Consider the following 24,834-nt stretch of genomic DNA (forward strand, 5'->3'; position numbering starts at 1 on the left):
CCTGCGCTGGCATCCCACTATGGAGTTCCCATGTCGTTGATTTCCCTGCGCACCGTTCCTGCGGTGCTGTTGCTGCCGGCCCTGCTGGCCTTGGCCGCCTGCAGCCAGGCGCAGACGCCACCGGGCAAGGCAGGAGCTGCGCCGGCAGCCGGTGCGCCGGCCTCCGCTGCCAAGGGGGATCGCCCGGCGGTCCTGAAGGGCATCGAGAAGCATGGTTTCGAGGTCGTCGCCGAGTTCGACGCACCGGGTGGGCTGCGCGGCTTCGCCGGCGTGGTCGGTGGCCAGCAGCCTGCCGCCGCTTACGTGACCGCGGACGGCAAGCACGTGGTGGTAGGCAGTCTGTTCGATGCCGAGGGTAACGATGTCGCCGCTGATGCAGTGGAAAAGCTGGTGGCCGCGCCGATGTCGGCCAAGATGTGGAGCAAGCTGGACGCCAGTGCGTGGGTGCGGGATGGCAAGGCCGACGCACCGCGCGTGGTCTACACATTCAGTGATGCCAACTGCCCGTACTGCCACAAGTTCTGGGAGGCGGCACGCCCATGGGTGGATGCCGGCAAGGTGCAGCTGCGTCATGTGATGGTCGGTGTGATCCGCGAGGACAGCCCGGCCAAGGCGGCCGCGATTCTGGCCGCACGCGACCCCAGCGCGGCGCTGCTGGAGAACGAGCGCCAGTTCGACCGCGGTGGCATCAAGCCGCTGCCGAACATCAGCCGCGAGATCGCGGGGAAGCTGGATGCCAACCAGGTCCTGATGATCGAGATGGGCTTCCAGGGTACGCCGGGGATCCTGTTCCAGGATGCGCAGGGCCAGGTGCAGCGTCGCTCCGGTCTTCCACAGGGTGCTGATCTGCAGACGGTGCTGGGTCCACGCTGAAAAGTGATCCTGCATGCAGGCTGTCATCGACAGGCCCGTACGGAAACGTGCGGGCCTGCTGCGTTTGCATGGCCATGACGGCGTGAACTGCTGCGCAGTGCTTGTTCGCCGTCACGTCTGAATCGTGACTGAGATCAAGCATCGTGCCTTGATTCCAATCAAGGCCAAAAACGACATGCGCACTAGCCTGTGATGCATGAAATACAGCGATATCGCTTCTGCACTGCTGCACACGCAGGGCTCTCCCCAGAGCATGCCCGCATCGCAATTCACGACACTCTCACTCTGCGCTTGCTACCCAGACTGCTCCGGTCGCTGCCTCATCGGCGGTGCGAACCTGCCGGCGACCGTCTGTCTTGATCGCAGTATCCGTATTTCCAGCAACGGCGGAGCGAAGCCAGGACGGCGCACGCGTGCGGTCCGGCATCGCGTGGCGAGTGTTCGTGCACGGGGGATGCAATGCGCATGGCAGTACTGAGTCTTGCCTGCCTGGCCGCGCTGGCCGCTGCGCCGCTGCAGGCGCAGGCGGTTGCCGACGACGACGCGCAGGCGTTGCGCCGTGAGATTGCGGCGATGCGACAGGCCCTGGAAGGCATGCAGCAACGCCTGGACCAGCTCGAGCGGCATGATGCGGGCGTCGCGCCTGCTGCTACGGCTACGCCCGTGTCCCCAGCTCCGGCGACGACGGCCGCCACATTGCAGCCCACCCGCGTGCCCGGCGTGGCGCAACCGGTGCTGCCGGCGCGCGAATCAGTGGCGGACCCGTCGACGGCCGCCTCGCGTCCAGACAACGCTGCCAGCCCCACCGACGCGGATCTGAAAGGCTTCTTCGCCATCCCCGGAACCGACACGGTCATCCGCATCGGCGGCTATGCCAAGCTCGATGCCATCGCCGACTCGCGCCGGGCGGGGGACGAGGACCAGTTCATCCCTTCATCGATGCCGGTAGGGGACAGCCATCGCGATGTTTCCAACTTCAACATCCACGCCAAGCAGACGCGGTTCAGCTTCGAGGCGCGCCGGCCGACCACGCACGGCAACCTGCGCTTCTATCTGGAGAATGATTTCTTCGGCAGCAGCGATGGATACCAGTTCCGCCTGCGCCACGCCTATGGGCAGCTTGGCAATACCTATGCCGGTTATGGCTACTCCAGCTTCATGGATGCCGACAGCCTGCCCGATACGCTGGATTTCGCAGGCCCGGGAGGTGCTGGCTACCTGCTGGTGGCCGGCATCCACCACAGTTTCGCGCTGGGCAAGGGAAGCACGCTGACGATCGCCGCCGAAGACCCGGAGACGGAACTGGCCGGGGCCAGCGAGACGCTGGCGGCGGTGAACCGGCTGCCGGATGTCACGGTAACCGCGCGCATGGAGCGCGATTGGGGCCACCTGCAGATGGGTGCGGTGGCCCGCAGTCTGGCCTATGACGGCCAGGACCAGCGCGACCGGCGCATCGCCGGCGGCCTGCAGCTCAGTGGTTCTGCTTCCGTGGGCGCGCGCGACCTGCTGCTGTTCGGCGTGCTGGGCGGCCGCGGCCTGAGCCGCTACACCGCTGATCTGACCGGCTCCGGCCTGGATGCCGTGGTGGATGCGGACGGTCGCCTGGAGGCACTGGATCTGCACGGCGGCTTCGTCGGTTACACCCATTACTGGTCCGATCTGTGGCGCTCGAATCTGATTTTCGGACAGCTCACGTTGGAGCGGAACGCCGCTCTTGCCAGTGACGCGTTCCGGCAAAGCCGTTACGGCGTCTTCAACCTGATCTGGAGCCCCGCGCCCTCGTGGACGATGGGCATGGAGCTGCTTTACGGCCGCCTGCAGCAGCAGGACGGTGCACGCGGCGACACAGTAAGAGTGCAGGGCAGCCTGCAGTACAACTTCATCAAATAGGCGCCAGCGGCAGCACGCCAGCGCAGCCAACCCCCATGCCCGGCGCAACCGGGCTGATGCCGGTACAGGAGATTGTCATGGCAGAAGCAAAGAAGATCGGTGTGGTGGGAGCCACCTTCCTCGTCGCGGGCAACATGATGGGCTCAGGCGTATTCCTCTTGCCCTCCAGCCTGGCCAAGATCGGTACCGCCTCGATCTGGGGCTGGCTGATCACCACGGCGGGTGCGCTGCTGTTGGCGTTCGTGTTCGCCAAACTGGGCAAGCTGGCCCCGAAGGCCGGCGGCCCCTATGCCTATGCGCGCGACTGGTTCGGCCCCTACATGGGCTTCCAGACCAATACCATCTACTGGTTCGCCAACTGGATCGGCAATGTCGCCATCCCGATCGCGGCGGTGGGTTACTTCAGCTACTTCTTCCCGATCCTGTCCGAGCCGCTGGTGCGCTGCATCGCGGTCCTGGTGCTGGTGTGGGCGCTGAGTTTCGCCAATGTGATCGGTCCGGCCTTCGTCAGCCGCGTGCAGACCGTCACCACCAGCTTCGCGCTGGTGCCGATCCTGGGCATCGCCATCTTCGGCTGGTTCTTCTTCGATGCCGACATCTTCAAAGGGGCCTACAACGTCTCCGGTGAATCCAACTTCGGTGCGATCTCCAGTGCAGCCGCACTGACGCTGTGGGCGTTCATCGGCGTGGAGTCAGCGTCGGTGACCGCCGGCGTGGTCGAGAACCCTGAGAAGAATGTCGCGCGCGCTACGCTGGCCGGCGTGTTCCTTGCGGCCATCGCCTACATCGCCAGTTCGTCGGTGATCATGGGCATGGTCCCCAACGGTGAACTGCAGACTTCGGACGCGCCGTTCGCCTTGGCGGCGGCCAAGGCCGTGGGAGGGTGGGGCGGTGCGCTGGTCAGCCTGTGCGCGTTCATCGGTGCGGCCGGCTCGCTCGGTGGCTGGATCCTGCTGACCGCACAGAGCGCGAAGGCCGCATCGGATGATGGCCTGTTCCCGAGCATCTTCAGCAAAACCAACAAGGATGACGTGCCGGTCAAGGGCGTGCTGATCGTGGCGGTGCTGATGACGCTGGCCGTGCTGGTCACTTCCACCTCGGAAACGGCATCCGCGCAGTTCGATGTGATCACCTCGGCCGCGGTGGTGCTGACCCTGCTGCCCTACATCTATTCCTGCGTGGCCTGCTACTTCGTGGTCGAACGCTCGCACACCCTGGTGCATACCGGCGCGTTCTGGACCTTGACCAGCCTCACCGTCGTGTACTGCCTGTGGGCGATCTATGGCTCGTCGGGAACGATCGTGCAGTACGCCTTCCTGTTCGTCCTGTTCATCACCGTGTTCTATCCCTTCTTCAGCGAGGAGCGCCGCCAGCAGCGGCAGCGTGCCCGCGAGGCGGCGGCGATTTCTGCCGGCGCGCAGCATTCCTGATTCGGACAAGGAGAAACAACGTGTATTTCAAGTCATTGGACTATCCGATCATAGTCATCGACGGTGATTACGACTCACCACGCATCGGCGGCATCCTGATCCGCGCTCTGGTGGAAGAGCTGCGCAGCAACGACCAGCGCGTGCTGTGCGGGTTGAACCTGGATGATGCCCGTGCAGGAGCACGCACCTATGTTGCGGCGTCAGCCGTGCTGATATCGATCGATGGAAGCGAGGAAGTCGATGGCGAGTTCCAGCGCCTGACCGCGTTCCTGCGCGAGCAGAGCGCGCGCCGCGCGAACCTGCCGGTCTTCCTGTACGGCGAACGCCGCACCATCGAGAAGGTACCGAGCAAGCTGCTCAAGTACATCCACGGCTTTATCTTCCTGTTCGAGGACACCAAGAACTTCATCTCCCGGCAGGTGATGCGGGCCGCTGAAGACTACATGCAGCACCTGCTGCCGCCGTTCTTCAAGGCACTGATCCATCATGCCGCCGAGTCGAACTACTCCTGGCATACGCCCGGCCACGCCGGTGGCGTGGCCTTCACCAAATCGCCGGTTGGCCGTGCATTCCACCAGTTCTATGGCGAGAACACGCTGCGCAGCGATCTTTCGATCTCGGTGCCGGAGCTGGGATCGCTGCTGGACCACACCGGGCCGATCAAGGACGCCGAGAACGAAGCGGCCCGCAACTTCGGCGCCGACCATACGTTCTTCGTGACCAATGGCACCTCCACGGCCAACAAGATCGTATGGCACGGCACGGTGGCGCGGGGCGATGTGGTGTTCGTCGACCGCAACTGCCACAAGTCGCTCCTGCATGCGCTGATCATGACGGGCGCGGTACCCGTGTACTTCACGCCCAGCCGCAACGCGCACGGCATCATCGGCCCGATCAGCCTGGACCAGTTCACTCCGGAATCGCTGCAGCAGCGCATCGCCGCGAACCCGCTGGCGAGCAAGGCATACACGGCGGGCTCCAAGCCGCGTATCGCCGTGGTCACCAACTCCACCTACGATGGCCTGTGCTACAACGCCGAGAAGATCGCCGACGAGATCGGCAGTGCGGTGGACTTTCTGCACTTCGATGAGGCCTGGTATGCCTACGCGGCATTCCATCCCTTCTACGAGAACCACTACGGCATGGCCAAGGGCAAGCCGCGCGAGCAGGATGCGATCATCTTCACCACGCACTCCACCCATAAGCTGCTTGCCGCGTTCTCGCAGGCCTCGATGATCCATGTGCGCAACTCGGCACAGCGCAATCTGGATGCGGAGCGTTTCAACGAATCATTCATGATGCACACCTCCACCAGCCCGCATTACGGCGTGATCGCTGCCTGTGATGTCGCGTCGAAGATGATGGAGGGCGAGGCCGGTCGCTCGCTGGTGCAGGAGATGCACGACGAGGCGATCGCATTCCGGCGCGCCATGCTGCATGTGCGCGACGATCTCGGCCGTGATGATTGGTGGTTCAGCGTATGGCAGCCGACCAAGGTCGAGCGCAGCCTTGACAAGGGCGACACGCCGGCGCCGATGGTGGCCAAGCGGGAGGAGTGGTACCTGCAGCCGGATGGGCACTGGCATGGTTTCGAGAATCTGGTGGACGACTATGTGCTGATCGATCCCATCAAGGTGACCCTGCTGACCCCCGGCCTGTCGATGGATGGCGGAATGGGCCGGCTGGGCATTCCAGCGGCGGTGCTGAGCAAGTTCCTGTGGGGTCGTGGCATCACTGTGGAGAAGACCAACCTCTACTCGGTGCTGTTCCTGTTCTCGATGGGGATCACCAAGGGCAAGTGGAGCACGCTGGTCACCGAGCTGATGGCGTTCAAGGAGCTGTATGACCGCAACGCCCCCCTGAGCCAGGCGCTGCCGACGCTGGCGGCGGACTATCCCGTTGCCTACGCCGGCTGGGGACTGCGCGACCTCTGCGATGCGCTGCACGCCTTCAACCAGGAGTTCGCAGTGGCCCGGGTGATGCGCGAGATGTACGTGGACCTGCCGACGCCGGTGATGACCCCGGCCGATGCCTACAACCATCTGGTGAAGGGGGAAATCGAACGGGTGGACATCGAACAGCTCAGTGGCCGCATCGCGGCGACCATGCTGGTGCCGTACCCGCCCGGCATTCCCACCATCATGCCGGGCGAGCGCTTCGGTGCCAGCGATGAGCCCATCATCGAGTCGCTGCGCATCGCGCGCGAGCAGAATGCGCGCTTCCCGGGCTTCGAGTCGGACGTGCACGGACTGATCATCGAGCACGACGGCGAGACCGTTTCGTACAAGGTGGAAGTGCTGAAGGCCTGAGCCACTCCGTGGTCCTCCGCACGCGTCGCGGTGCGGAGGACTGCCAAGGAGGGGGCCCGGTGCACCGTCGCGTTGATCCGGTTGCCGCATCTGGCAGTGGTTGGCCGAGATCGTAGCGGAGGCGCGGACCGTCTAGCGCAGGTAGTACTCCACGGGCACCACCAGTTCCTGCGGTGCCTTCATTTCGTCGGGAATGCGTGGCAGCGGCTGTGCGCGGCGGAAGGTCTGCAGCGCCGCGTCATCGAGCAGGGACTGGCCGCTGGACTGCTCCAGGCGCAGCGCCAGAAGGCGTCCGTCGCGGTCGATGCTGGCGCGGACCCAGCTGGTGCCCTGCTGGCGCCGCGATCTAGCGCTGGAGGGGTAGTAGCGGTATCGCTCCAGTCGTGCCATCAGCCGCGCTTCCCACTGGTCGCTGGCAGCGCCGGCCTGGACGTCCGCGGGTGGGGCGTCCGGAGCAGGCGGCGCGGCCGTGATCGATGCCGGTGCGGGACGGGCATCGGCCGCGGCCGCAGGTGGGGCGACCTGCGTGGGTTGCCGGCCGGCGCCGGCGATCTCGCTGGCGGCCAGTTCGCCTTCACGCGCGTGGGTCGGCGCGGGTGGCGGCGGCGATTTCCGTGGCTGCGCGGCGCGCGCCTGTTGCGCCTGGCTGGGCTGTTCGGCCTGGCGTTCCTCCACAGGCTGTGGCGGTGCAGCCGGCGCAAGCAGGCGCAGGCTGATGCGCACATCCTGCTCTGGCGGCGGCAGCGTAGGCGGGGCTGCCACCCAGTGCACGAGCAGCAGCGGCAGCAGGTGGATCCCGACGGTGATCGCCATTGCCTGCCAGTGTTGCCTGCGTTCACTCATCTGCGATCACCCACAGCAGGTCGGCGTCGCTGGCGTCGATGGCTTCTTCCGCCGATGCCAGAGCGACCACCAGCGCAGGCGCGGATGCGGGCAGATAGCCCGGTACGCCGGTGCCGCGCAGCACATGCCAGCGGCCGGCAACCAGCAGCGCGGGTGTCTGTGCGGCCGCCAGTACCTGCGCCATACGCGAATCGCGGGCCTGCTGAACGGCCAGCATGCCTTCCAGCAGCGGTGCGGCGTCGGCGTGCTGGGCCAGCACTACGTTCGACAGGCGGTGGCGTGCGCCAGGCACCGGGAAGCGCGCCGGTGCCGACGAAGTGAGCAGCGCGTCGACCTCCGCACGCGAGAGGTTGCCACCGTGCAGGGCGATGCCTGCAGCGGCGGCATCCTGCACCAGTCCGCCATAGGCCGACCACGGCCAACGGGGGTCCCAGCCCAGCAGTTCCTGCAGGTGTTGCCCGTCGGCACGGTTGCCCTTGTCCAGCCAGCGCTGCACGCGCTGCAGGCGGGGCTGGCGTTCACTGCCGATCATCTCCAGGACCAGCGCACCCTGTGGTCGCTGCTGGTGCAGGGCCTGCAACAGCCAGCGTTCGGCGGCATGGTCGGTGGCGACGTCATGGCGTTCCCCCAGCAGCAGGTGCCGGGCGGCGGCGACGCGCTGCACGAACGCCGCTTCCTGCAACGGCCGGCCGCTGGCCAGGTCGATCACCGTGCCGGGCATCGACTGGGCCTGCCCGGTCGCCAGCACGGCAAGCAGGCACAGCGGCAACCAGCGTCGGCTAGAACGCCACGTTGACGCCCATCGAGACGGTGCGGCCGCGGCCGTTGCCGCGGTCCAGGATCGGGCTGAAGATGCTGTCGATCGAGGCATTGTTGTCATAGGCTTTGTTTTGCAGGTTTTCGATGTTCAGCCATACGGTGGTGCTGGCCTGTGGCTTGAAGCTGGCGTAGAAGTCCAGCAGCACACCCGTGCCGCGGGTCTTGCGGGTCTGGAAGAAGTCGTAGCCTTCCTCAGTGGGGCCGGAGTATTCGGCGCGCACGCCGGCCTGCACGCGCTGCTGCCACCAGCGACCGCCGACGTCCAGCGTCCAGTAGCGGTCGGGAAGCGTGGTGATGTCTTCCAGGTTGACGAACTCGATGGTGGGCGCGCTGGTGTGTGATCGTGTCCAGCTCAGCGTCGCGTGATAGTGCTCGCTGGCGTAGTGGGCCTCCAGCTCGATGCCACGCATGCGCACCACGCCCGGGTCGTTCATCCAGCGGGTGGTGACGCTGAAGTCGTCCACATCCAGCGCATCGGTCCAGGCCGAAAGCTGCGGGTCGCTGTCGATCGGTACCACGACGGGCTCGATTTCCGGTGGATGCACGATCAGCAGGTACTGCGGCTTGATGTAGTCGCGAATGCGGTTGTCGAAGCGGGTTACCCGCAACTGGGCCAGGTCGCCGTCGCGCAGCAGCGAGTCGGTGCTGAGATTGGCGCCGAACTGCAGGTTGCGCGAGCGTTCGCGACGCAGGAATGGATTGGCGCCTACGCCATCGGCATCGCTCATGCCTTCCAGCGGAATCTTCTCGAAGAACATCTCCTGCACGCGTGGGGGCCGCGATGTCCGCGAAGCCTCGGCGTACAGCTGCAGCCAGTCGGTTGCCTGCAACGAAACCGAGAGGCTGGGACTGAGTGCATGTTGGCGGCGGCGGATGTCGATGCCCCCGCCGTTGATCCGGGTGCACTGTCCCGGCACATCCGAACAGGTCGGGATATGCCCGCGGATGCCGTAGCGATCCTGGTGCAGCCCGGTGGTCAGTGCGTAGATGCCGTACTGCAGTTCGAGCGTACTGAACACGCTGTCAAGCTGGCTGCGCCCCTGCGGGTTGGCGCCGCGCAGGGTGGGCGTATCAGCAACGAAAATGTCCGACTGGTGCTTGAGGCCTGTGTTCCAGCGTGCCTGCAGCGAGCCGATCTCGAAGCGGCTGGTGTTGTCGATGTTCCAGCTGCTCAGGCTGCTGTGGGTACGCCGGCCGATGTAGCTGGACACTTCCACCGGCGGATAGAACAGCCGCGTCTTGTTGGCGGCGAAGCTGGCGCGCAGGTCGATCCAGGGTGTGTAGGGCGTGTAGTGATAGCTGGCGCGCTGGTTGCGTGCCGAAATCTGCCACGGGTAGTTGTGATAGAAGTCGTTCTCGTAGCGCATGTGGCTCAGGTCCAGCCGGTGCAGCTCACTGGGTTGCAGGCGGGCCTTGAGCAGCCAGCTTCTGGGGTGCTGGCTGCCCGGGTCGGCGCTGTTCTTCTGCCCGTTGGCGGTCGCGTACTCGCTGCTGCGGCTGCTGCTGGCCGCCGCAAGCAGGCCGAACTGACGGTCACCGCCTTCCTCGCTGTGGCGCCAGGCGCCGGCGAATGTGCGGCCAGTGCCATAGCCGTTGTCGCCGTGCCGGTAGCCGGCGCGCAGGCCCCAGTCGCGGCTCTCACCCAGCAGGTCATCGATATCCAGCGTGCGGAAGTTGGCGGTACCGGCCAGGGTGCCAGCGCCATCGCCGCCAGCGACGGCACCGCGCTGCACATCCACCCCGGCCAGCAGGAATGGATCGACATAGGCGAACGGGCCCCCGGAGCCGTGCCCGGCGTTGTTGCGGAAGGTCTGGGTGACACCGTCGATCATCGTGTTGACGCGGCCGGCGCCGGTCATGCCACGGATGTTGACCTGGAGGCCGGGCTGGCTGCGCGAGTGGAAGCTGTGCGTGCCGGGCATCGAGCGCAGCAGGCTGTTGCCCTCCTGGCGTTCGGCCATCGCCACGCGTTCACTGCCAACGGCTGGCGCGAAGCCATCGCGGGTGGCGGGGACGTACTGGCTGGCGCCGGTGCCGGGCGCATGGCCCTGTGCAGGAGTGCCCTGCACGCGCAACGGACCGGTGCGGCGGCTGCCATCGCTGGACTCGGCAGGCGCCGGCTCGAGGGTGGCACGCCGTGCATCGATGAAGCGGGGCCGCAGGCCGGTGCCGGCCAACAATTGTGACAGCGCCTGCCTGTCGTCGAAGTTGCCGCGCAGGGCGGGCGCCATCTGGCGCTGGGGCAGCGCGCCACCGATCACCAGATCGATGCCGGTGAGCCGGCTGTAGGCATCCAGTGCGCCGGCCAGCGGCTGTGCAGGCAGGTCGTAGTGGCGGGTTGCGGTCTGTGCCTGGGCATGGCCGGACAGGAATGGAACCGGGCTGGCGCAGGCCAGCGACAAGGCCAGGACAAGGGGGCGGTGGGACAGCATCGAGGTCTCCAGGGAGTGACGCAGAGCGTCGTCAGCCTGGGAAGACGCACGGGCAGGGACGATGTCAGGGTGCATGGCCGGCGCCGTGCGTTGATGACAGCCACAGCTGCAGTCCGGGACCGATGCGCAGCACGCGAACCTGCAATTGCCGGGCGAGCTGGTCGCGGGTGCCGGTGGCGCCGGTGGCATTGCCCAGCACGGTGACCCGCTGCTGGCGCAGGTGCGCGCCCATGATCCAGGTGTGCCCACCGTCCCAGCGGTCCAGCCCCCGGGCGACATCCTCCAATGGGGCCGATACCCAGTGCAGGCGCCGCTCGCGCCAGGCGAGCACGCCTGCCGGTGCGGCCGACGGGGTGCCGGGTGTCTGGCCATCGAAGCGCAGTTGTTCGCCCTGGCTTGCCTCTCCGCTGCCGCTGCCGCTGTCCACCCGCACCTGGTGTTCGGTGACGGTCACCACGCTGCTGCCGTTCTGCACGGCGACATCGAATGCGGTGCCCAGCGCGGTGACCCTGCCATGCGGCGTGCGCACCTGGAACGGCCGGTCGGCATCGGCGGCAACCTGGAACCAGGCCTGTCCCTTCTTGAGCTGCAGCTGCCGGCGCTGCCCGTCGATGCGGACGCGCACCTCGCTGCCCGGAGAAAGCACGACGCGCGAACCGTCCTGCAAGGGTGTCTCGCGGATCTCGCCGACGGTGGTGCGCAGCACCAGTTCTGGCGGCGGTGCGTCCTGGCGGAGCGACAGGCCCAGCACGCACAGCAGCAGGGCGCCGATGCCCGCCTCGCGCAGGGCACGCCGGCGGTGACGCTGCTGCTGGCGTTGCAGGCTGGGCAGGCCGGCACCGGCCTGCCACAGCTGCTGCAGGTGCAGGTACTGTGCTGCATGGCGCGGGTCTGCCTGATACCAGTGGGCGAACGCGCGCTCGTCGCGCGTACCGTCATGGCCGTCGAGCCACCAGCGTGCGGCTTCGCGTGCGATCGTGTCCTGACTCATGGGCCGGGCACCTGTTGCAGCGCGACCAGCGCGCGCAGCAGGTGTCCATGCACGGTCTGCCGGCTGATGCCGAGCTGGCGACCGATTTCGGCCAAGGCCATCTGTTCCACCCGGGCCAGCAGGAACACCTGCCGCGAGCGCGGCGGCAGGGCGGCGATGATCGCGTCCAGGTGACGCAGTTGTTCGAGATCGAGCAGGCGTTGTTCCGGCAGGGGCGCCGGATCGGCGAGGGTGGTCAGAGATGCTTCGTCCAGCGGCTCTTCCCGGCGGCGCTGGCGTTGCCGGTAATGGTCGGCGATCAGGTTGTGGGCGACGCGGTACAGGTAGGCGCGGCCATTGCTGAGCAGGCCACTGGCGGCGACCTTGACGACACGCAGCCAGGTCTCCTGGACGACGTCATCGGCATCGCTGCGTTGCGGGAGTTTGCGGCGGACGTGGGCGTGCAGCGGCCGGTAATGGGCGGCGCACAGATGCGCGACATCCGTCGGTTCGACAGGCGTGGACACGGGGCGGGCTACAACTGGGAAAGGGAACAGCCCGCGGCGGCAAGGGCAGCGCCTGCACCTTACAGTAAAAGAGAATCATTTGCATCCATGGTGCCGGCGCATCGAAGGCGAGCGGGCCGGCAGCGCTCTCTGCGTCAGAGGTCGCGGTACTGGATCTGTGCAGCGAGCACGCGCAGGCCTTCGGCATTGCTGGACAGGATGCGTTCTTCGCCAATGCCCTTCTGGCGTTGCAGCTGGAATCCCGCTGCGTTGGGCAGGTGCGCGGCGATGGCCTCCAGGCGTTGCAGCGCATCGGCCCCTTGGCAGTCGAAATGACCCCAGTAGGCGCCGTGACGGTGGACTAGCAGGCGGTAGTTCATCGTGCGTTCTCCGGTAGTTCCTGCAGCCAGTGGTTGAACATCGCAGTCGCGGCTGCGGCCAGCGGGGCGCCATAGCGGCGTGCCTGCGCGCGAAGATCGTTCGGGTCGATGCCCGCCTGGGCCAGCTCGAGCGCGTGGCCGATCAGCCAGCGTTCGAACTGCCGCGCGTCCAGTTCCGGGTGGCACTGCAGGGCCAGTGCATGCTTGCCGATGGAAAAGGCCTGGTGGCGGCAGGCGGGTGTGCTGGCAAGACGGTGCGCACCGTTCGGGAGTTCGAAGGCTTCGCCATGCCAATGCAGCACCGGAATGCCCTGCAATGCCAGCAGGGGAGAACGCTGGCCCTCGTCGGTCAGCAGCAGTGGCGCGAATCCGATTTCCTTGCCTCCGCTGGGCGCCACCTCCGCCCCCAGTGCACGTGCCATCAGCTGCGCACCCAGGCAGATGCCGAGGGTCGGCCGCTGCAGGTGCAGGCGCCGTTGCAGCAGCGCGATGCTGTCAGCCAGGAAGGGGTAGAGCTGGCCATCGTTGACGCTGACCGGGCCTCCCAGTACGACCAGCAGATCAGCCGCTTCGGCCGCGTCAAGCGCATCGATGCCAGCCTGCAGAACGTGCAGCTGCCAGCCCCGGGCCAACAGCAGCGGCTGCAGCGTGCCGAGGTCTTCGAAGGCGACGTGTTGCAGGACGACCGCGTGCTTCATGCGGCCCCTCCACGGGTGGGCCAGTAGGCGCTGTCCGGTGTCGCGCGTGCTCCGAAGATGGCCTGGCCGACGCGGACCACGGTGGCGCCCTCCTCGATGGCGACCTCGAAGTCGCCGGACATGCCCATCGACAGCTGCGACAGGTCGATGCCGGTCGGCGCGCTGCGCTGCAGCTGGTCGCGCAGCGTGCGCAGGCGGACGAAGCAGGCGCGTACGCGTTCCACCTCCGGAGTGAAGATGGCCAGGGTCATCAGTCCGCGTACGCGCAGGCGGTCGAACATGGGCAGCTGCTGCACGAAAGCGTCGACGGCGCCGGGCTCCAGGCCGTACTTGCTGGGTTCGGCGGAGGTGTTGACCTGCACGAACACGTCCAGAGTGCGGTCCTCCAGCAGCAGGCGCTGCTGCAGCGCTTCGGCCACGCGCAGGCTGTCCAGCGCCTGGAATTCACTGGCGAAGCGCGCCACATGGCGGGCCTTGTTGGTCTGCAGGTGGCCGATCACCGACCAGTGCACGCCAAGGTCGGCCATCGACTCGGCCTTGCGCTGTGCCTCCTGCACCTTGTTCTCACCCAGCTCATGGCAGCCGGCAGCCACGGCCATGCGGATGCGCGCCTCATCCACGGTCTTGCTGACCGGCAGCAGGCGCACGCTCTGCGGGTCGCGGCCCGCGCGGGCACAGGCCCGCGCGATGCGCTGGCGCACCGTGAGCAGGTTGCGGGCGATCTGTTCGACGGACTGGGCGACAGGCCAGTCGGCGGCGGCAAGGGGCATGCGTGCACCTCCAATGCAGGGTGGCCAGGGTGGGATAGACTGGCACAGGACAAGATTTATTTTGGCATAGGACAAAATGAAAATCACCGGGCACAGTGCCGAATCGATCTTCGACAGCATCCGCGAGGGCATCGGCGACGGGCGGCTGACCGCGGGCAGCGTGCTGCCGCCGGTACGCGAACTGGCCGAGCGGCTGGGCGTCAACCGCAACACGGTGGCGGCCGCGTACAAGCGGCTGGACGCCGCGGGCCTGGCCAGTACGGGGGGGCGGCGCGGTACCACGGTGCGTGGCGTGCCGGCCCCCGTCGCGCGCGAAGGCAGTCCGCCGGGGCTGGCGCTGCACGATCTGGCAGGTGGCAATCCGGACCCACGGCTGTTGCCGAGCCTGCGCCTGGCACCGGCGCCACCTCGGCTGTATGGCGTGGGTACGGTCGACCCGCGCATGCAGCGGCTGGCACGTGCGTCGCTGGATGCCGATTGTCCGCAGGGCTATGCCCTGGAGCTGAGCCACGGTGCGGTCGATGGCATCGAACGCCTGCTGGCTGCCTGGCTACTGCCCGGCGACCGCATCGCTGTAGAGGATCCCTGCTTCCTTGGCAGCCTCAACGTGCTCAATGCCGCTGGCCACACGCCGCTGTCCGTGGCGGTGGACACGCATGGGATGCAGGTGGCGTCGCTGCGGCGGGCGCTGGAGGCTGGCGCACGCGCGGTACTGCTGACGCCGCGCGCACACAATCCTACCGGCGCCAGCCTGGATGCGAAGCGGGCGCGGGCACTGCGCCAGCTGCTGGCCGGCTACCCGCAGGTGGCAGTGCTGATCGACGATCATTACGCGTTGCTCTCGCAGCAGGCCTACCACTCGGTGCTGCCCGTCGATGGCCGGCGCTGGGCACTGCTGCGCTCGCTGTCCAAGCCGTTGGGCCCGGATCTGCGCCTGGCGTGGCTGGCCTGCGATGAGGAAACCGCGGTACGGCTGCGCCTGCGGCTGGCAGCGGGAACCGGCTGGGTCAGCCACCTGCTGCAGGACGCGGCGGTCTCGGTGCTGGAATCAGCCACGCAGCGGGCGAAGATCGCTTCGGCCGGCGTGCGTTACCAGCAGCGGTTGCAGTCGCTGCAGATGCTGCTGCAGGCGCGGGGCGTGCAGCAGGCCGTGCCGATGGAGGGGTTGAACCTGTGGTTGCCTCTGCCGGATGACAGCCGCCCGCAGGTACTGGCGCTGGCCGCCCGCGGCTGGCATGTGCGTGCCGGCGAAGTGTTCGCGGTTTCCGCCCCCGGTCATGGCCTGCGCATCACCTGTGCGGCGCTGGGAACACCGCAGCAGCGACAGCTGGCCGATGACCTGGCGGCCGTGCTGGGATGATGAACCCGCGTCCTTCAGGGCGCGGCACTGACGCCGGGGCGCACGTAGTAGGACTGTCCGCTGTCATCTACGAACATCAACTCCGGCTTGCCCTGCCAGGAGGTGAGCATCGCGCCGGTGTTGTTCTGGTGTTTGACCATCAGGCTGGCGCCGCGGTCGGGGTTGGCGACCACCTTGAACACTTCGGTGGTGCCGGCTGCATCGTCAAGCGTCAGCAGGGCTTCGCCACCGTGGTCGGTCGTGCCGTAGCCGCCGCGTTCGGAGCCGTCCGGACCCAGCAGAACCAGGCCGGACAGGGCGCTGGCACGTGTTCCCTGCACCTGGCCGCGACTGCGCGGGTCGGGCACCGGGGCGCCCAGGATCACCCGCGCCTGACCGGCGCCATCGTGGATGACCAGGCCCCGGGCTTCGATCACCCGCTGCGGCGATTGGCTGCGATGCAGGCTCCAGGCAGTCCAGCCGGAAACGAGCAGGGCGAGGGTGGAGACCAGCAGCGTGGTCAGCGTGAGTGCACGGGGCATCGGATCGTCCTTCCTTGGATGTGCCGACGATAACGGAAGCGGGCCGCTCATGACCAGTTCGCTGTGTGACGCGGTGTGTCCTCAGTGGAAGTCGCGGCTTCGGCTGCGCAGGCCCTGCAGCAGTTCATCCAGGCAGTGCATGCGTTGCACGATCACATGCTGCACGCCATCGACACGCTCCAGGCGGCCGTCGATCTGCATCAGCTGGGTATCGACCAGTACACGGTGCTGCCGGTCGGCCAGGTGCCGCCAGACCACGGCATTGACCATGCCGGTTTCATCTTCCAGGGTAAGGAAGGTGACGCCGCTGGCGGTCTGGGGACGCTGGCGCATGCGTACCAGCCCGGCGATGCGTACGCGGCGGCCATGGCCGTGGCGGGCCAGTTGTGCGGCGTCGAGGCAGCCGCGGCTGCGCAGCTGCGTGCGCAGGAATGACATGGGATGGCGACCCAGGGTAGTGCCGATGCTGCGGTAGTCGGCCTGCATGTCTTCCCACGCACTGGGCAACGGCAATGGCACGCGTGCTTCAGCGGTGGTGCGGGCCTGATCGAACAGCGGCAGGCGGTTTTCCACGCCGGAGACATCCCAGCGCGCACGATGACGATGCCCGCTGAGGCCGCGCAGCGCGCCGGCATCGGCCAGCAGGCCCTGATGGCGCCGGTCCAGGACGGTGCGCTGGCACAGATCGCCGACATCGTCGAATGGCCGTCGCGCGCGTTCGCGCATGATGGCCTGTGCCACCTGTTCGTTGCAGCCATCGACCAGGCGCAGGCCCAGCCGGATCGCCGCGGGACCCCTGCTGAAATCCAGCGTGCAGTCCCAGTCGCTGTGGCGCACGTCCACCGGCAGCACGATGATGCCGTGCCGGCGCGCATCCTGCAGCAGCTGGTCGGGGCTGTAGAACCCCAGTGGCTGGCTGTTGATCAGGCTGGCGGTGAACGCGGCCGGATGATGGCACTTCAGCCAGCAGCTGTTATAGGTCAGCAGGGCGAAGCTGGCGGCGTGGCTTTCCGGGAAGCCGTAATCGCCGAAGCCCTTGATCTGCTCGAACAGGTGCTCGCCGTATTCGCGACTGAAGCCGTTCTCCAGCATGCCGGCCAACAGCTTCTCGCGATGCGGCTCCAGCCCGCCGCGGCGCTTCCAGGCCGCCATCGAACGGCGCAGGGCATCGGCCTGGCCCGGGGTATAACCGGCCGCATCCACCGCCAGCTGCATCACCTGTTCCTGGAACAATGGCACGCCCAGCGTACGTGCGAACACGCGTTCCAGCCGCGGTGGGTAGAGCGGATTGTGTGGATCGTTCAGTGCATCAGGGCCGTGTTCTCGCAGGATCCGCCGCCGCTCCAGATAGGGATGCACCATGTCGCCCTGGATCGGACCGGGCCGCACGATCGCGACTTCGATCACCAGGTCATAGAACGTGCGCGGCTGCATGCGCGGCAGCATCGCCATCTGCGCGCGCGATTCGATCTGGAACACGCCGATGGTGTCGGCGGCGCAGATCATGTCGAACGTCTTCGCATCCTTGGGCGGGATCGCATCCATGCGTCCTTCGTGCAGGCCATGCTGCTTCAGCATCGCCAGGCATTTGCGGATGGCGGTGAGCATGCCCAGCGCCAGGCAGTCGACCTTCATCAGGCCGGTGGCATCCAGATCGTCCTTGTCCCACTGGATGACGGTGCGGTCGGCCATCGCTGCGTTCTCCACCGGCACCAGGGTCGACAGCGGGTGTTCGGAAATCACGAAACCGCCCGGATGCTGCGACAGGTGGCGCGGGAAGTCGATCAGCTCGGCGGTCAATGACAGCAGTCGCCGCATCAGCGGCGTCTCCGGGTCGAAGCCGCGCTCGCGCAGGGTTTCCGGCAGCGGAATGTTGCCACCCCAATGGTCCATCGCTGCGCCCAGTTCATTGACCTGGTCCATCGGCAGTCCCAGCGCGCGGGCGACATCACGGATCGCACTGCGGCCGCGATAGCTGATCGCCACCGCCGTCAACGCGGCGCGTTCGCGGCCATAGCGCTTGAACACGTACTGCAGGACTTCCTCGCGCCGTTCATGCTCGAAATCGATATCGATATCCGGTGGTTCATTCCGCTCGGCGGAGATGAAGCGCTCGAACAGCAGGTTGCTGCGCGCGGGGTCGATCTCGGTCACGCCCAGTACGAAGCACACCGTTGAATTGGCGGCCGAGCCGCGGCCCTGGCAGAGGATGTCCTGGCTGCGGGCGAAGCGCACGATGTCGTGCACGGTGAGGAAGTAGGAGGCATAGTTCTTCTCCCTGATCAATGCCAGCTCGTGCTCGATCTGCCTGCGCTGCGGTTCCTGGATGCCCTCCGGCCAGCGCCAGGGAATCTTTTCTTCCACCAGCTCGCGCAACCAGCTGTCCGGGTCATGACCTTCCGGCACCAGTTCACGCGGGTAGGTGTACTTCAACTGGTCCAGGGTGAAGTGGCAGCGCTCGGCGATGCGCACGGTCTCGGCCAGCAGTGCAGGGGGGTACAACCGGGCCAGCGCGGTGCGCGGGCGCAGATGGCGTTCGCCATTGGGGAACAGGCGCCAGCCGGCTTCGGCCACGCTGCAGCGGTGACGGATCGCGGTCAGCGTGTCCTGCAGCGCGCGGCGGCGGCGCACATGCATGTGCACATCGCCGCTGGCGACCAGCGGCAGGCCGTGGCGTTCGCCGAACGCCTGCAGCTGCTGCAGGCGGCGCGCGTCGTCGTGCTCATGGTGCAGTTCCACCGCCAGCCACAGGCGGTCCTTGAAGGCTGCGCGCAGCAGTGGCAGATCGGTGGCGGCGGGCTGCCGGTCCAGCCACAGGCACAACAGGCCGTCGGGCAGGCCGGACAGGTCATCGCGCAGGCAGCGGTACTCGCCCTTGCCGGCCCGCCGCCGGCAGGTGGTGATCAACTGGCACAACCCGGCGTAGGCAGCCTGGTCGGTGCACAGCAGCACCAGCTTCGGGCCCTCTTCGACCTGGAACTCGGCACCGACGATGAGCGCCACGCCCTGTGTCTTCGCTGCCTGCCAGGCGCGCACGATGCCAGCCAGCGAACACTCGTCAGTGATCGCCAGCGCGCGGTAGCCCTGGCCGCGGGCACGTGCGAACAGTTCCTCGGCGGTGGAGGCACCGCGCTGGAAGCTGAAGGCCGACAGGCAGTGCAGTTCGGCATAGCCGGGCAGCTCATCGTGCATGGTGGTTCAGCCGAACCAGCCGTGCAGCATCCACGGTGCATGTGGATCATTGCGCTCACGGAAGGCCCAGCCGCGCTGGCCGTGTGCGGTTTCCACCACGTAGTAGTCACGGCGCGCATCGGCCTGGTCCCACCAGCCTGATTCGATCCGCTCCGGCCCGGTGACGATGCGCAGCCGCGGGTCACGCAGCACCTGTGGTGTGTCCAGCAACCAGCCGGGGCGCAGCGGCCAGCACGCCGGTGGCCTGGCGGGTGCCTGGGTGCCACTGGCGCGTTCGGGGCGATGGTCGGCCTGCACGGCAAGGGGCTGCACGGCGTCATCGCCGAGCCGTGCACGCAGGCGCTCGCGCAGCTGGGTCCACGGCATCGCCTGTGCCGGGCGGGTGTCGAACAGATCGCGTGCGGCGGGCACGAAGGGCGGCAGGTGTTCGGCCTGCAGGCGCAGGGCCCGGCTGCCCGCCGGCAGCGGGAAGGCCTCCATGCGGTTACGGGCGATCTCGAACAGCAGCGCGGCATCGCGCTCGGGTGCGAGCAGGCCGATGGTCAGCACGCTGGCGGGCAGCAGGTCGTGTTCGAAATGCAGGTCGAAACGCTGCACGCCGCCATCGCGCGAGAACAGGAAGGCCGCCAGATCCAGCAGCAGGCGCCGCAGCGGAAACAGCAGGGCCTGGCTGGATTCGATCTCGTACTCGAATTCGATGCGTGCGTCGAAACGGTCTGGTGGCTGGTAGTAGCGCAGGGGTGCGGTGGGCTGGCCACGCAGCGCGTCCAGCTGCTGCAGCACGTCCGGCGCGAAGCGGCGCGCCAGGCTTTCGCGCGGCAGGTCGAACACTGCCCCCAGCGTACGCAGCCCGGAGCGGCCAAGCACGGTCACCGCATCGGCCGGCAATCCGCTGCGCGGCAAGGGCAGCTGCGCCAACAGGGCTGGCAACTGTCCTGCATCGATACCGAGGCCATCATGCACGTTGGCCAGCACCCGTGCGGCATGGGGATTGGGCGCCGCGACCAGGCGGTGACGGAATCCAAGTTCATGCAGGCCATCACGCAGGCGCCGTTCGATCGCCAGCCAATCGCCGAACAGGGCACGGCTGGCACCGATCTCCAGGACCAGTGCGTGCGGAAAGTCGAGGCTGACCTGCGAACTAAAGCCGTACAGCCAGCTGGCCAGCAACTGGCGGGTGTGCAGCTCGGTGGCCGGATCGTAGTCATGCAGCTGCAGGTCCTGCACCAGTACCTGTGCGGCCGACAACAGCATGCCCGGACGCAGGCCGGCTGCACGCGCAGCAGGGCTGACGGCGCGCAGCACGCGACGCTGCGCCGGCCCCTGCAGCAGCACCAGTGGCCGCTGCGGATCCGCTTGCAGGCGCAGCACGCAATCCAGCGCCAGCTGCGGCAACAACAGGCAGGCCCAGTCCATGCGGCCGCCTCAGTGGGCGATGGCCAGTGGCAGCGGCTGTGCCGGCGGCAATCCGCCACGGCACTTCAGGACCCGGACCTGGCCGTGGTCGAGCTGCAGGCGCAGGCTGGCCGGGGACGGGTTGCGGGCCGCACGCGCCTCGCGGAACACGAAGCCCAGGCACTGGCCACTGTCGGCGGCTACCTGCAGGCGGCGCAGGGCGCGGTCGTCGACCTGCTGTGGCCAGCACAGCACTGCCGCGCAGGCCGCCGAGCGCAGGCATTGTTCGGTGGCCCACAGCGCCTGCTTCGGCCCGGCCTGGATGATCTGCAGCTGCGCCAGATCCAGCCCGGCCGCGGCCCAGGCCGGCGCATGCGGCCGGTAAGGCGGCGCGACCAGCACGATCGGCCGCTCGCGGCGGCTCAGCTTTGCCAATGCCGGCCAGACCAGCGCCAGTTCGCCTACACCCGGCGCGCCCTGCAGCACCTCGCACAGCCCGCTGGCCGGCCATCCCCCCCCGGGCAGGCGTGCATCCAGGGCGGGGTGGCCACTGGCCAGATGGTCGCTGGCCGGGCCGTGCCGCGCCGGACCGCGCCATAGCTGGCGACCGTCCAGGAGACGGTCGAGGGCAATGACCGCACCCATCAGCCCACCGTCCGGAAACGCGTGGGGGCTGGCTGAGAGCGACAATAGTTGTCGGAAACGGCTGGCATGGAGCGAGTATCGACAGGCCGGTATCAAGGGCTGAGACCGGACATGCTACTCGCCTCGTGAGTAGAATTACTAATGAATTCGAGCGCCGCGTTTCAGGTTGCTGAAGAGCGGGCGCGGTTCATCGATCAACGTGCCCCGCACTCACCGCCCCTGCGGATCCGGGCGGTGGTGCACGTACTCGACCACGGTGCCATCGGGATGGACTGCATTGAACGCCGCACCGGTCGGGACGATCTGCAGCGGGAAGATGATCTCGGCTCCGGCAGCGATCAGTTTGTCGTGATAGGGCCGGACATCGTCGACCAGCAGGGTGCCCGTGGTCGAGGTGAAGGGTGCCAGTGCGGTCTCGCTGCCTTCGATCAGCAGGAAGGCACCGACCATGGCCAGGCGCAGTCCTGCATCGGGAAACGGAAACCCGGCATCGGCGACCACACCCTGCAGCTGCTCGTAGAACGCCACACTGCGCTCCAGTTCGCCGGGAGCGACGAATACGCGGATCAGCACGCGCGGGCTGCGTTGGCTGGAGGTGTCACAGCGGTCGCGCCAGAGATGGTCGAAGTCGCGATGTACGTTCATGGGCGTGATCCGTGGCCAGGGGCTTCCATTATCGGCAGCGCCGCGCACCCTACTGATGACCGCCGGTGATGGACTGATAACCGGCGTGCAGGGGCTGGCCTGTGCCTTAGGTCCTGTTGACAGGCATGAACGCCCTCGCACAATCTTCACAGGTTGGGCCACGTGCGTGGCCCGGGCAGGCAGGTTGTCACGCCGGGAGGAGGGTCCCGCGCGCAGACCGGTCCGCCCTCCGGCCTGAGGTGTTGCCCGGCAACGCCTGTACGGCATGAACGCTGCACCCTTCGGCGGCATTTTCCCTGGACCGATTGCCTTGGCAACGGAATTACGCCCGTCGATGAAAACGTTTACAAAGCCGCTTGCCCTGTCCCTCGCCGTGTCCGCCGCCGTCATCGCGCCGGCGTGGGCCGATCCCGCCGCGTTCACCGTGTTGACCCTGGAGCAGGCGCCGCCGGCCGAAGCGATGCCGGCCCTGGCCACCCAGCTTGGATCCCTGCAGGTGGATGCCGTGAGTGTGCGGCAGGTGCAGCGCAGCATCGACCAGGTCGATCCGCTGCAGCTGCTGGCTGATGGCCTGGGCTACGAATACCGCTTCATCGCCGCCGGGAAGGACGATGGCCGGACCCAGCGCGGTCAGGCCGTGCTGACCCGGCTGCCGATCGCGGCGGAATCCGGCCCGGACCAGCCGGGGCTGAACTACCTGCGCCTGGATGACGGTCGCCACACCGTTGCGGTCTACACCGATGCCGGCGCGGGTGCCCTGCAGTTGCCGGCCCTGGTGTCGCGTTCGCGGCTGGGTGCGCCGGCGGTGCTGCTCGGCGCTGTTGCTGGCGATTCCGCCAAGGCTGCCGGTTTCGATCCGGCGCGGGTGGCCCCGGAAGCCGATGCCAGCTACTTCAGCGATGGCTTCCAGGCCGCCAGCAGTGCGCCGTTCAAGGTTGAGGGCAGCGCCCTGCGCGCGACCCTGCTGACCCTGGCCTATGCCGCCGACAAGGGGGGCGATGCGCCGTGGATGGACACCACCCTCAACGCCGACGCCCGCGCTGCGCTGCTGCTGAAGGCGATGACCGAGGATGAGAAATTCCAGATGTTGCACAGCTACTTCGGGCTGGGCAAGGACGGCGGCCCGCTGCCGGACGGCGCGGTCGGTTCGGCCGGTTTCGTGCCGGGCGTGCCACGCCTGGGCATTCCCTCGCAGCAGTCGGCCGACGCCGGCGTCGGTGTGACCAACCCCGGCGGCATCCGGCCCGGCGACTTCGCCACCGCCATGCCCTCCGGCCCGTCCACCGCATCGAGCTGGAACCGCGAAGTGGCTTTTGCAGGCGGCGCGACGATGGGCCGCGAGGCCTGGCAGCAGCGTTTCAACATCCTGCTTTCCGGCAGCGTCAACCTGCAGCGCGATCCGCGCAACGGCCGCAACTTCGAGTACGCCGGCGAAGATCCGCTGCTGGCAGGCTCGATGGTCGGCGCGTTGATCCAGGGCGTGCAGAGCCAGCACGTGATCTCCTCGATGAAGCACTTCGCGCTGAACGACATGGAGACCCGCCGCAACTTCCATGACGTACGCATCGGCGAACAGGCCATGCACGAGTCCGACCTGCTGGCCTTCGAGATCGCGCTGGAGACCGGCCGCCCGGGCGTGGCGATGTGCTCGTACAACAAGATCAACGGCACCTACGGCTGCGAGAACGGCTACCTGATGAACCAGGTGCTGAAGCAGGAATGGAAGTTCCCTGGTTTCGTGATGTCCGACTGGGGTGGCGTGCACAGTGGCTCAAAGGCGGCGCTGGCCGGCCTGGACCAGCAGTCGGCCGGTGAAGTGTTCGACGCGGCGGTGTTCTTCGACGAGCCGCTGCGCCTGGCCGTGCACGGCGGCGTGGTGCCGCAGGCGCGCCTGAACGACATGGTGGCGCGCATCCTGCGCACGATGTTCCTGCACGGCAACTTCGACAACCCGCCGCAGCACCAGAAGGTTGATGCCGAGGCCGGTTTTGCCGTGGCACAGCGCACGGTGGAAGAGGGCAGCGTGCTGCTGCGCAATGAAGGCAACCTGTTGCCGCTGGCCGACAGCGTGAAGCGCATCGTCATCATCGGCGGCCATGCCGACAAGGGCGTGATCGGTGGTGGCGGTTCGTCGATGGTGGGCGTGACCGCCAAGGGCACCAACGCGGTGCCGGGCGTGATGCCGACCACCTGGCCGGGCCCGGTGATGTTCCATCCGTCCTCGCCGCTGGAGGCGCTGCGTGCAGCGCGCCCGGACGCCACCATCGCGTATGTGGACGGCAACAATGCCGCGGCTGCAGCCAAGGCCGCCGCACAGGCGGATGTCGCCATCGTGTTCGCCACGCAGTGGGCCGCCGAATCGGTGGATCTGCCGGACATGCAGCTGCCGGACAATCAGGATGCGCTGATTTCGGCGGTGGCCAAGGCCAACCCGAAGACCGTGCTGGTGCTGGAAACCAACGGCCCGGTGCGCACGCCGTGGCTGGCGCAGGTGCCGGCGATGCTGCAGGCCTGGTATCCCGGCATCCGCGGTGGCGAGGGCATCGCCGCACTGCTGACCGGCCAGGCCAATCCGTCCGGCCGCCTGCCGGTGACCTGGGTGACGGACGAGTCGCAGCTGCCGCGCCCGCATATCGATGGCCTGGGCTTCAAGCCGGCCAAACCGTTCGGTGATGTGTTCGATTTCGATATCGAAGGCGCCAACGTCGGCTACAAGTGGATGGCCGCCAAGGGCCTGACTCCGACCTTCGCCTTCGGCCATGGCCTGTCCTACACCTCCTTTGCCTACGACAACCTGAAGGTGAGCGTGGAAGGTTCGCGCCTGGTCGCCAGCGTGGACATCCGCAACACCGGCAAGCGCGCCGGTGCCGACGTGGCCCAGCTGTACCTGAAGCTGCCGGCGGGCAGCAGCACGCCGATCCGGCTGATCGGCTACGACAAGGTGCAGTTGCAGCCGGGTGAGCAGCGCCGCATCCGTATCGAAGCCGAGCCGAAGACCCTGGCCCACTACGATGCGCAGGCCCGCCAGTGGAAGATTGAAGGTGGCACCTACCAGGTGCAGCTGTCGCGCAATGCCGCCGAACCGCTGCAGAGCGCGGACGTGCAGCTGGTGGAGCAGGTGCTGCGCTGACACCGCGTGGTACTCACGCTTGCAGA

The 24,834-nt window shown here is 67.4% G+C and carries 19 protein-coding genes; 6 read left to right on the plus strand and 13 right to left on the minus strand.

The window, feature by feature from the left end; genetic code table 11:
* The first annotated feature begins 30 nt into the window (after positions 1–30).
* The 4 genes from dsbG to AC06FB_RS12795 all read left to right on the plus strand — a co-directional run bounded on the left by dsbG (position 31) and on the right by AC06FB_RS12795 (position 6,502).
* A complete protein-coding gene (gene dsbG, locus AC06FB_RS12780) occupies positions 31–873 on the plus strand; it encodes a thiol:disulfide interchange protein DsbG (RefSeq protein WP_053517670.1) in 843 nt (280 codons plus the stop codon).
* Positions 874–1,332: 459 nt separating this feature from the next.
* Positions 1,333–2,763, plus strand: a complete 1,431-nt coding sequence (locus tag AC06FB_RS12785; RefSeq protein WP_262100790.1) for a DcaP family trimeric outer membrane transporter — start codon at positions 1,333–1,335, stop codon at positions 2,761–2,763.
* 77 nt (positions 2,764–2,840) lie between these two features.
* Positions 2,841–4,193 (plus strand): arginine/agmatine antiporter, encoded by a 1,353-nt coding sequence (adiC, locus tag AC06FB_RS12790; RefSeq protein WP_053517667.1) that lies wholly within the window; start codon positions 2,841–2,843, stop codon positions 4,191–4,193.
* Between the two features lie 20 nt (positions 4,194–4,213).
* On the plus strand, positions 4,214–6,502 hold the full coding sequence (locus tag AC06FB_RS12795; protein ID WP_111185977.1) for an Orn/Lys/Arg family decarboxylase: 2,289 nt from the start codon (positions 4,214–4,216) through the stop codon (positions 6,500–6,502).
* A gap of 132 nt (positions 6,503–6,634) precedes the next feature.
* On the opposite strand, the gene AC06FB_RS12800 is transcribed toward AC06FB_RS12795, so the two are convergent.
* The 8 genes from AC06FB_RS12800 to AC06FB_RS12835 form a co-directional block, all read right to left on the minus strand.
* Positions 6,635–7,345 carry an energy transducer TonB family protein gene (locus AC06FB_RS12800; RefSeq protein WP_478053757.1) on the minus strand — a complete coding sequence of 237 codons (711 nt, stop codon included), beginning with the start codon at positions 7,343–7,345 and terminating at the stop codon, positions 6,635–6,637.
* Complete coding sequence (locus AC06FB_RS12805) at positions 7,338–8,114, minus strand: ChaN family lipoprotein (RefSeq protein WP_478053758.1); 777 nt, start codon at positions 8,112–8,114, stop codon at positions 7,338–7,340. The genes AC06FB_RS12800 and AC06FB_RS12805 overlap by 8 nt, the downstream gene beginning before the upstream one ends.
* A gap of 10 nt (positions 8,115–8,124) precedes the next feature.
* Positions 8,125–10,596 carry a TonB-dependent receptor gene (locus AC06FB_RS12810; protein WP_478053759.1) on the minus strand — a complete coding sequence of 824 codons (2,472 nt, stop codon included), beginning with the start codon at positions 10,594–10,596 and terminating at the stop codon, positions 8,125–8,127.
* Between the two features lie 64 nt (positions 10,597–10,660).
* Positions 10,661–11,587 carry a FecR family protein gene (locus tag AC06FB_RS12815; protein ID WP_065182741.1) on the minus strand — a complete coding sequence of 309 codons (927 nt, stop codon included), beginning with the start codon at positions 11,585–11,587 and terminating at the stop codon, positions 10,661–10,663.
* Positions 11,584–12,093: a sigma-70 family RNA polymerase sigma factor gene (locus tag AC06FB_RS12820; RefSeq protein ID WP_180876974.1), complete on the minus strand. Its 510-nt coding sequence runs from the start codon at positions 12,091–12,093 to the stop codon at positions 11,584–11,586. Before AC06FB_RS12820 ends, AC06FB_RS12815 begins: the two co-directional genes overlap by 4 nt.
* A 134-nt stretch (positions 12,094–12,227) precedes the next feature.
* Entirely contained in the window at positions 12,228–12,452 is a 225-nt protein-coding gene (locus AC06FB_RS12825; protein WP_065175302.1) for a hypothetical protein, read from the minus strand.
* The gene (locus AC06FB_RS12830; protein ID WP_478053760.1) at positions 12,449–13,150 is read right to left on the minus strand and encodes a glutamine amidotransferase; all 702 of its coding nucleotides are present in this window, start codon (positions 13,148–13,150) and stop codon (positions 12,449–12,451) included. The genes AC06FB_RS12825 and AC06FB_RS12830 overlap by 4 nt, the downstream gene beginning before the upstream one ends.
* Complete coding sequence (locus tag AC06FB_RS12835) at positions 13,147–13,920, minus strand: YggS family pyridoxal phosphate-dependent enzyme (RefSeq protein WP_065175300.1); 774 nt, start codon at positions 13,918–13,920, stop codon at positions 13,147–13,149. The genes AC06FB_RS12830 and AC06FB_RS12835 overlap by 4 nt, the downstream gene beginning before the upstream one ends.
* Positions 13,921–13,996: 76 nt before the next feature.
* Between AC06FB_RS12835 and ptsJ the strand changes: the two genes are divergently transcribed.
* Positions 13,997–15,280 carry a MocR-like B6 salvage transcription factor PtsJ gene (gene ptsJ / locus AC06FB_RS12840; RefSeq protein ID WP_197600991.1) on the plus strand — a complete coding sequence of 428 codons (1,284 nt, stop codon included), beginning with the start codon at positions 13,997–13,999 and terminating at the stop codon, positions 15,278–15,280.
* 14 nt (positions 15,281–15,294) lie between these two features.
* On the opposite strand, the gene AC06FB_RS12845 is transcribed toward ptsJ, so the two are convergent.
* The 5 genes from AC06FB_RS12845 to AC06FB_RS12865 all read right to left on the minus strand — a co-directional run bounded on the left by AC06FB_RS12845 (position 15,295) and on the right by AC06FB_RS12865 (position 21,678).
* Positions 15,295–15,801 carry a hypothetical protein gene (locus AC06FB_RS12845; protein WP_053517653.1) on the minus strand — a complete coding sequence of 169 codons (507 nt, stop codon included), beginning with the start codon at positions 15,799–15,801 and terminating at the stop codon, positions 15,295–15,297.
* A gap of 81 nt (positions 15,802–15,882) precedes the next feature.
* On the minus strand, positions 15,883–18,993 hold the full coding sequence (locus AC06FB_RS12850) for an error-prone DNA polymerase (RefSeq protein ID WP_478053761.1): 3,111 nt from the start codon (positions 18,991–18,993) through the stop codon (positions 15,883–15,885).
* 6 nt (positions 18,994–18,999) lie between these two features.
* A complete protein-coding gene (locus tag AC06FB_RS12855) occupies positions 19,000–20,409 on the minus strand; it encodes a Y-family DNA polymerase (protein ID WP_478053762.1) in 1,410 nt (469 codons plus the stop codon).
* Between the two features lie 9 nt (positions 20,410–20,418).
* Entirely contained in the window at positions 20,419–21,033 is a 615-nt protein-coding gene (imuA, locus tag AC06FB_RS12860; protein ID WP_193396818.1) for a translesion DNA synthesis-associated protein ImuA, read from the minus strand.
* A gap of 210 nt (positions 21,034–21,243) precedes the next feature.
* Entirely contained in the window at positions 21,244–21,678 is a 435-nt protein-coding gene (locus AC06FB_RS12865; RefSeq protein WP_053517644.1) for a VOC family protein, read from the minus strand.
* Between the two features lie 334 nt (positions 21,679–22,012).
* On the opposite strand from AC06FB_RS12865, the gene AC06FB_RS12870 reads away from it, so the two are divergent.
* Positions 22,013–24,808, plus strand: coding sequence for a beta-glucosidase family protein (locus AC06FB_RS12870; protein ID WP_111185970.1), 2,796 nt, complete (start codon positions 22,013–22,015; stop codon positions 24,806–24,808).
* The last annotated feature ends 26 nt before the right edge of the window (positions 24,809–24,834 follow it).

Source organism: Stenotrophomonas sp. Steno-C15 (assembly GCF_056393265.1).

Bases quoted from the DNA above. Each gene is read 5' to 3' on its own strand.
- dsbG (WP_053517670.1), top strand. From the start codon at position 31: ATGTCGTTGATTTCCCTGCGCACCGTTCCTGCGGTGCTGTTGCTGCCG.
- AC06FB_RS12785 (WP_262100790.1), top strand. From the start codon at position 1,333: ATGCGCATGGCAGTACTGAGTCTTGCCTGCCTGGCCGCGCTGGCCGCT.
- adiC (WP_053517667.1), top strand. From the start codon at position 2,841: ATGGCAGAAGCAAAGAAGATCGGTGTGGTGGGAGCCACCTTCCTCGTC.
- AC06FB_RS12800 (WP_478053757.1), bottom strand. From the start codon at position 7,345: ATGAGTGAACGCAGGCAACACTGGCAGGCAATGGCGATCACCGTCGGG.
- AC06FB_RS12810 (WP_478053759.1), bottom strand. From the start codon at position 10,596: ATGCTGTCCCACCGCCCCCTTGTCCTGGCCTTGTCGCTGGCCTGCGCC.
- AC06FB_RS12815 (WP_065182741.1), bottom strand. From the start codon at position 11,587: ATGAGTCAGGACACGATCGCACGCGAAGCCGCACGCTGGTGGCTCGAC.
- AC06FB_RS12825 (WP_065175302.1), bottom strand. From the start codon at position 12,452: ATGAACTACCGCCTGCTAGTCCACCGTCACGGCGCCTACTGGGGTCAT.
- AC06FB_RS12830 (WP_478053760.1), bottom strand. From the start codon at position 13,150: ATGAAGCACGCGGTCGTCCTGCAACACGTCGCCTTCGAAGACCTCGGC.
- AC06FB_RS12835 (WP_065175300.1), bottom strand. From the start codon at position 13,920: ATGCCCCTTGCCGCCGCCGACTGGCCTGTCGCCCAGTCCGTCGAACAG.
- ptsJ (WP_197600991.1), top strand. From the start codon at position 13,997: ATGAAAATCACCGGGCACAGTGCCGAATCGATCTTCGACAGCATCCGC.
- AC06FB_RS12845 (WP_053517653.1), bottom strand. From the start codon at position 15,801: ATGCCCCGTGCACTCACGCTGACCACGCTGCTGGTCTCCACCCTCGCC.
- AC06FB_RS12850 (WP_478053761.1), bottom strand. From the start codon at position 18,993: ATGCACGATGAGCTGCCCGGCTATGCCGAACTGCACTGCCTGTCGGCC.
- AC06FB_RS12855 (WP_478053762.1), bottom strand. From the start codon at position 20,409: ATGGACTGGGCCTGCCTGTTGTTGCCGCAGCTGGCGCTGGATTGCGTG.
- imuA (WP_193396818.1), bottom strand. From the start codon at position 21,033: ATGGGTGCGGTCATTGCCCTCGACCGTCTCCTGGACGGTCGCCAGCTA.
- AC06FB_RS12865 (WP_053517644.1), bottom strand. From the start codon at position 21,678: ATGAACGTACATCGCGACTTCGACCATCTCTGGCGCGACCGCTGTGAC.
- AC06FB_RS12870 (WP_111185970.1), top strand. From the start codon at position 22,013: ATGAAAACGTTTACAAAGCCGCTTGCCCTGTCCCTCGCCGTGTCCGCC.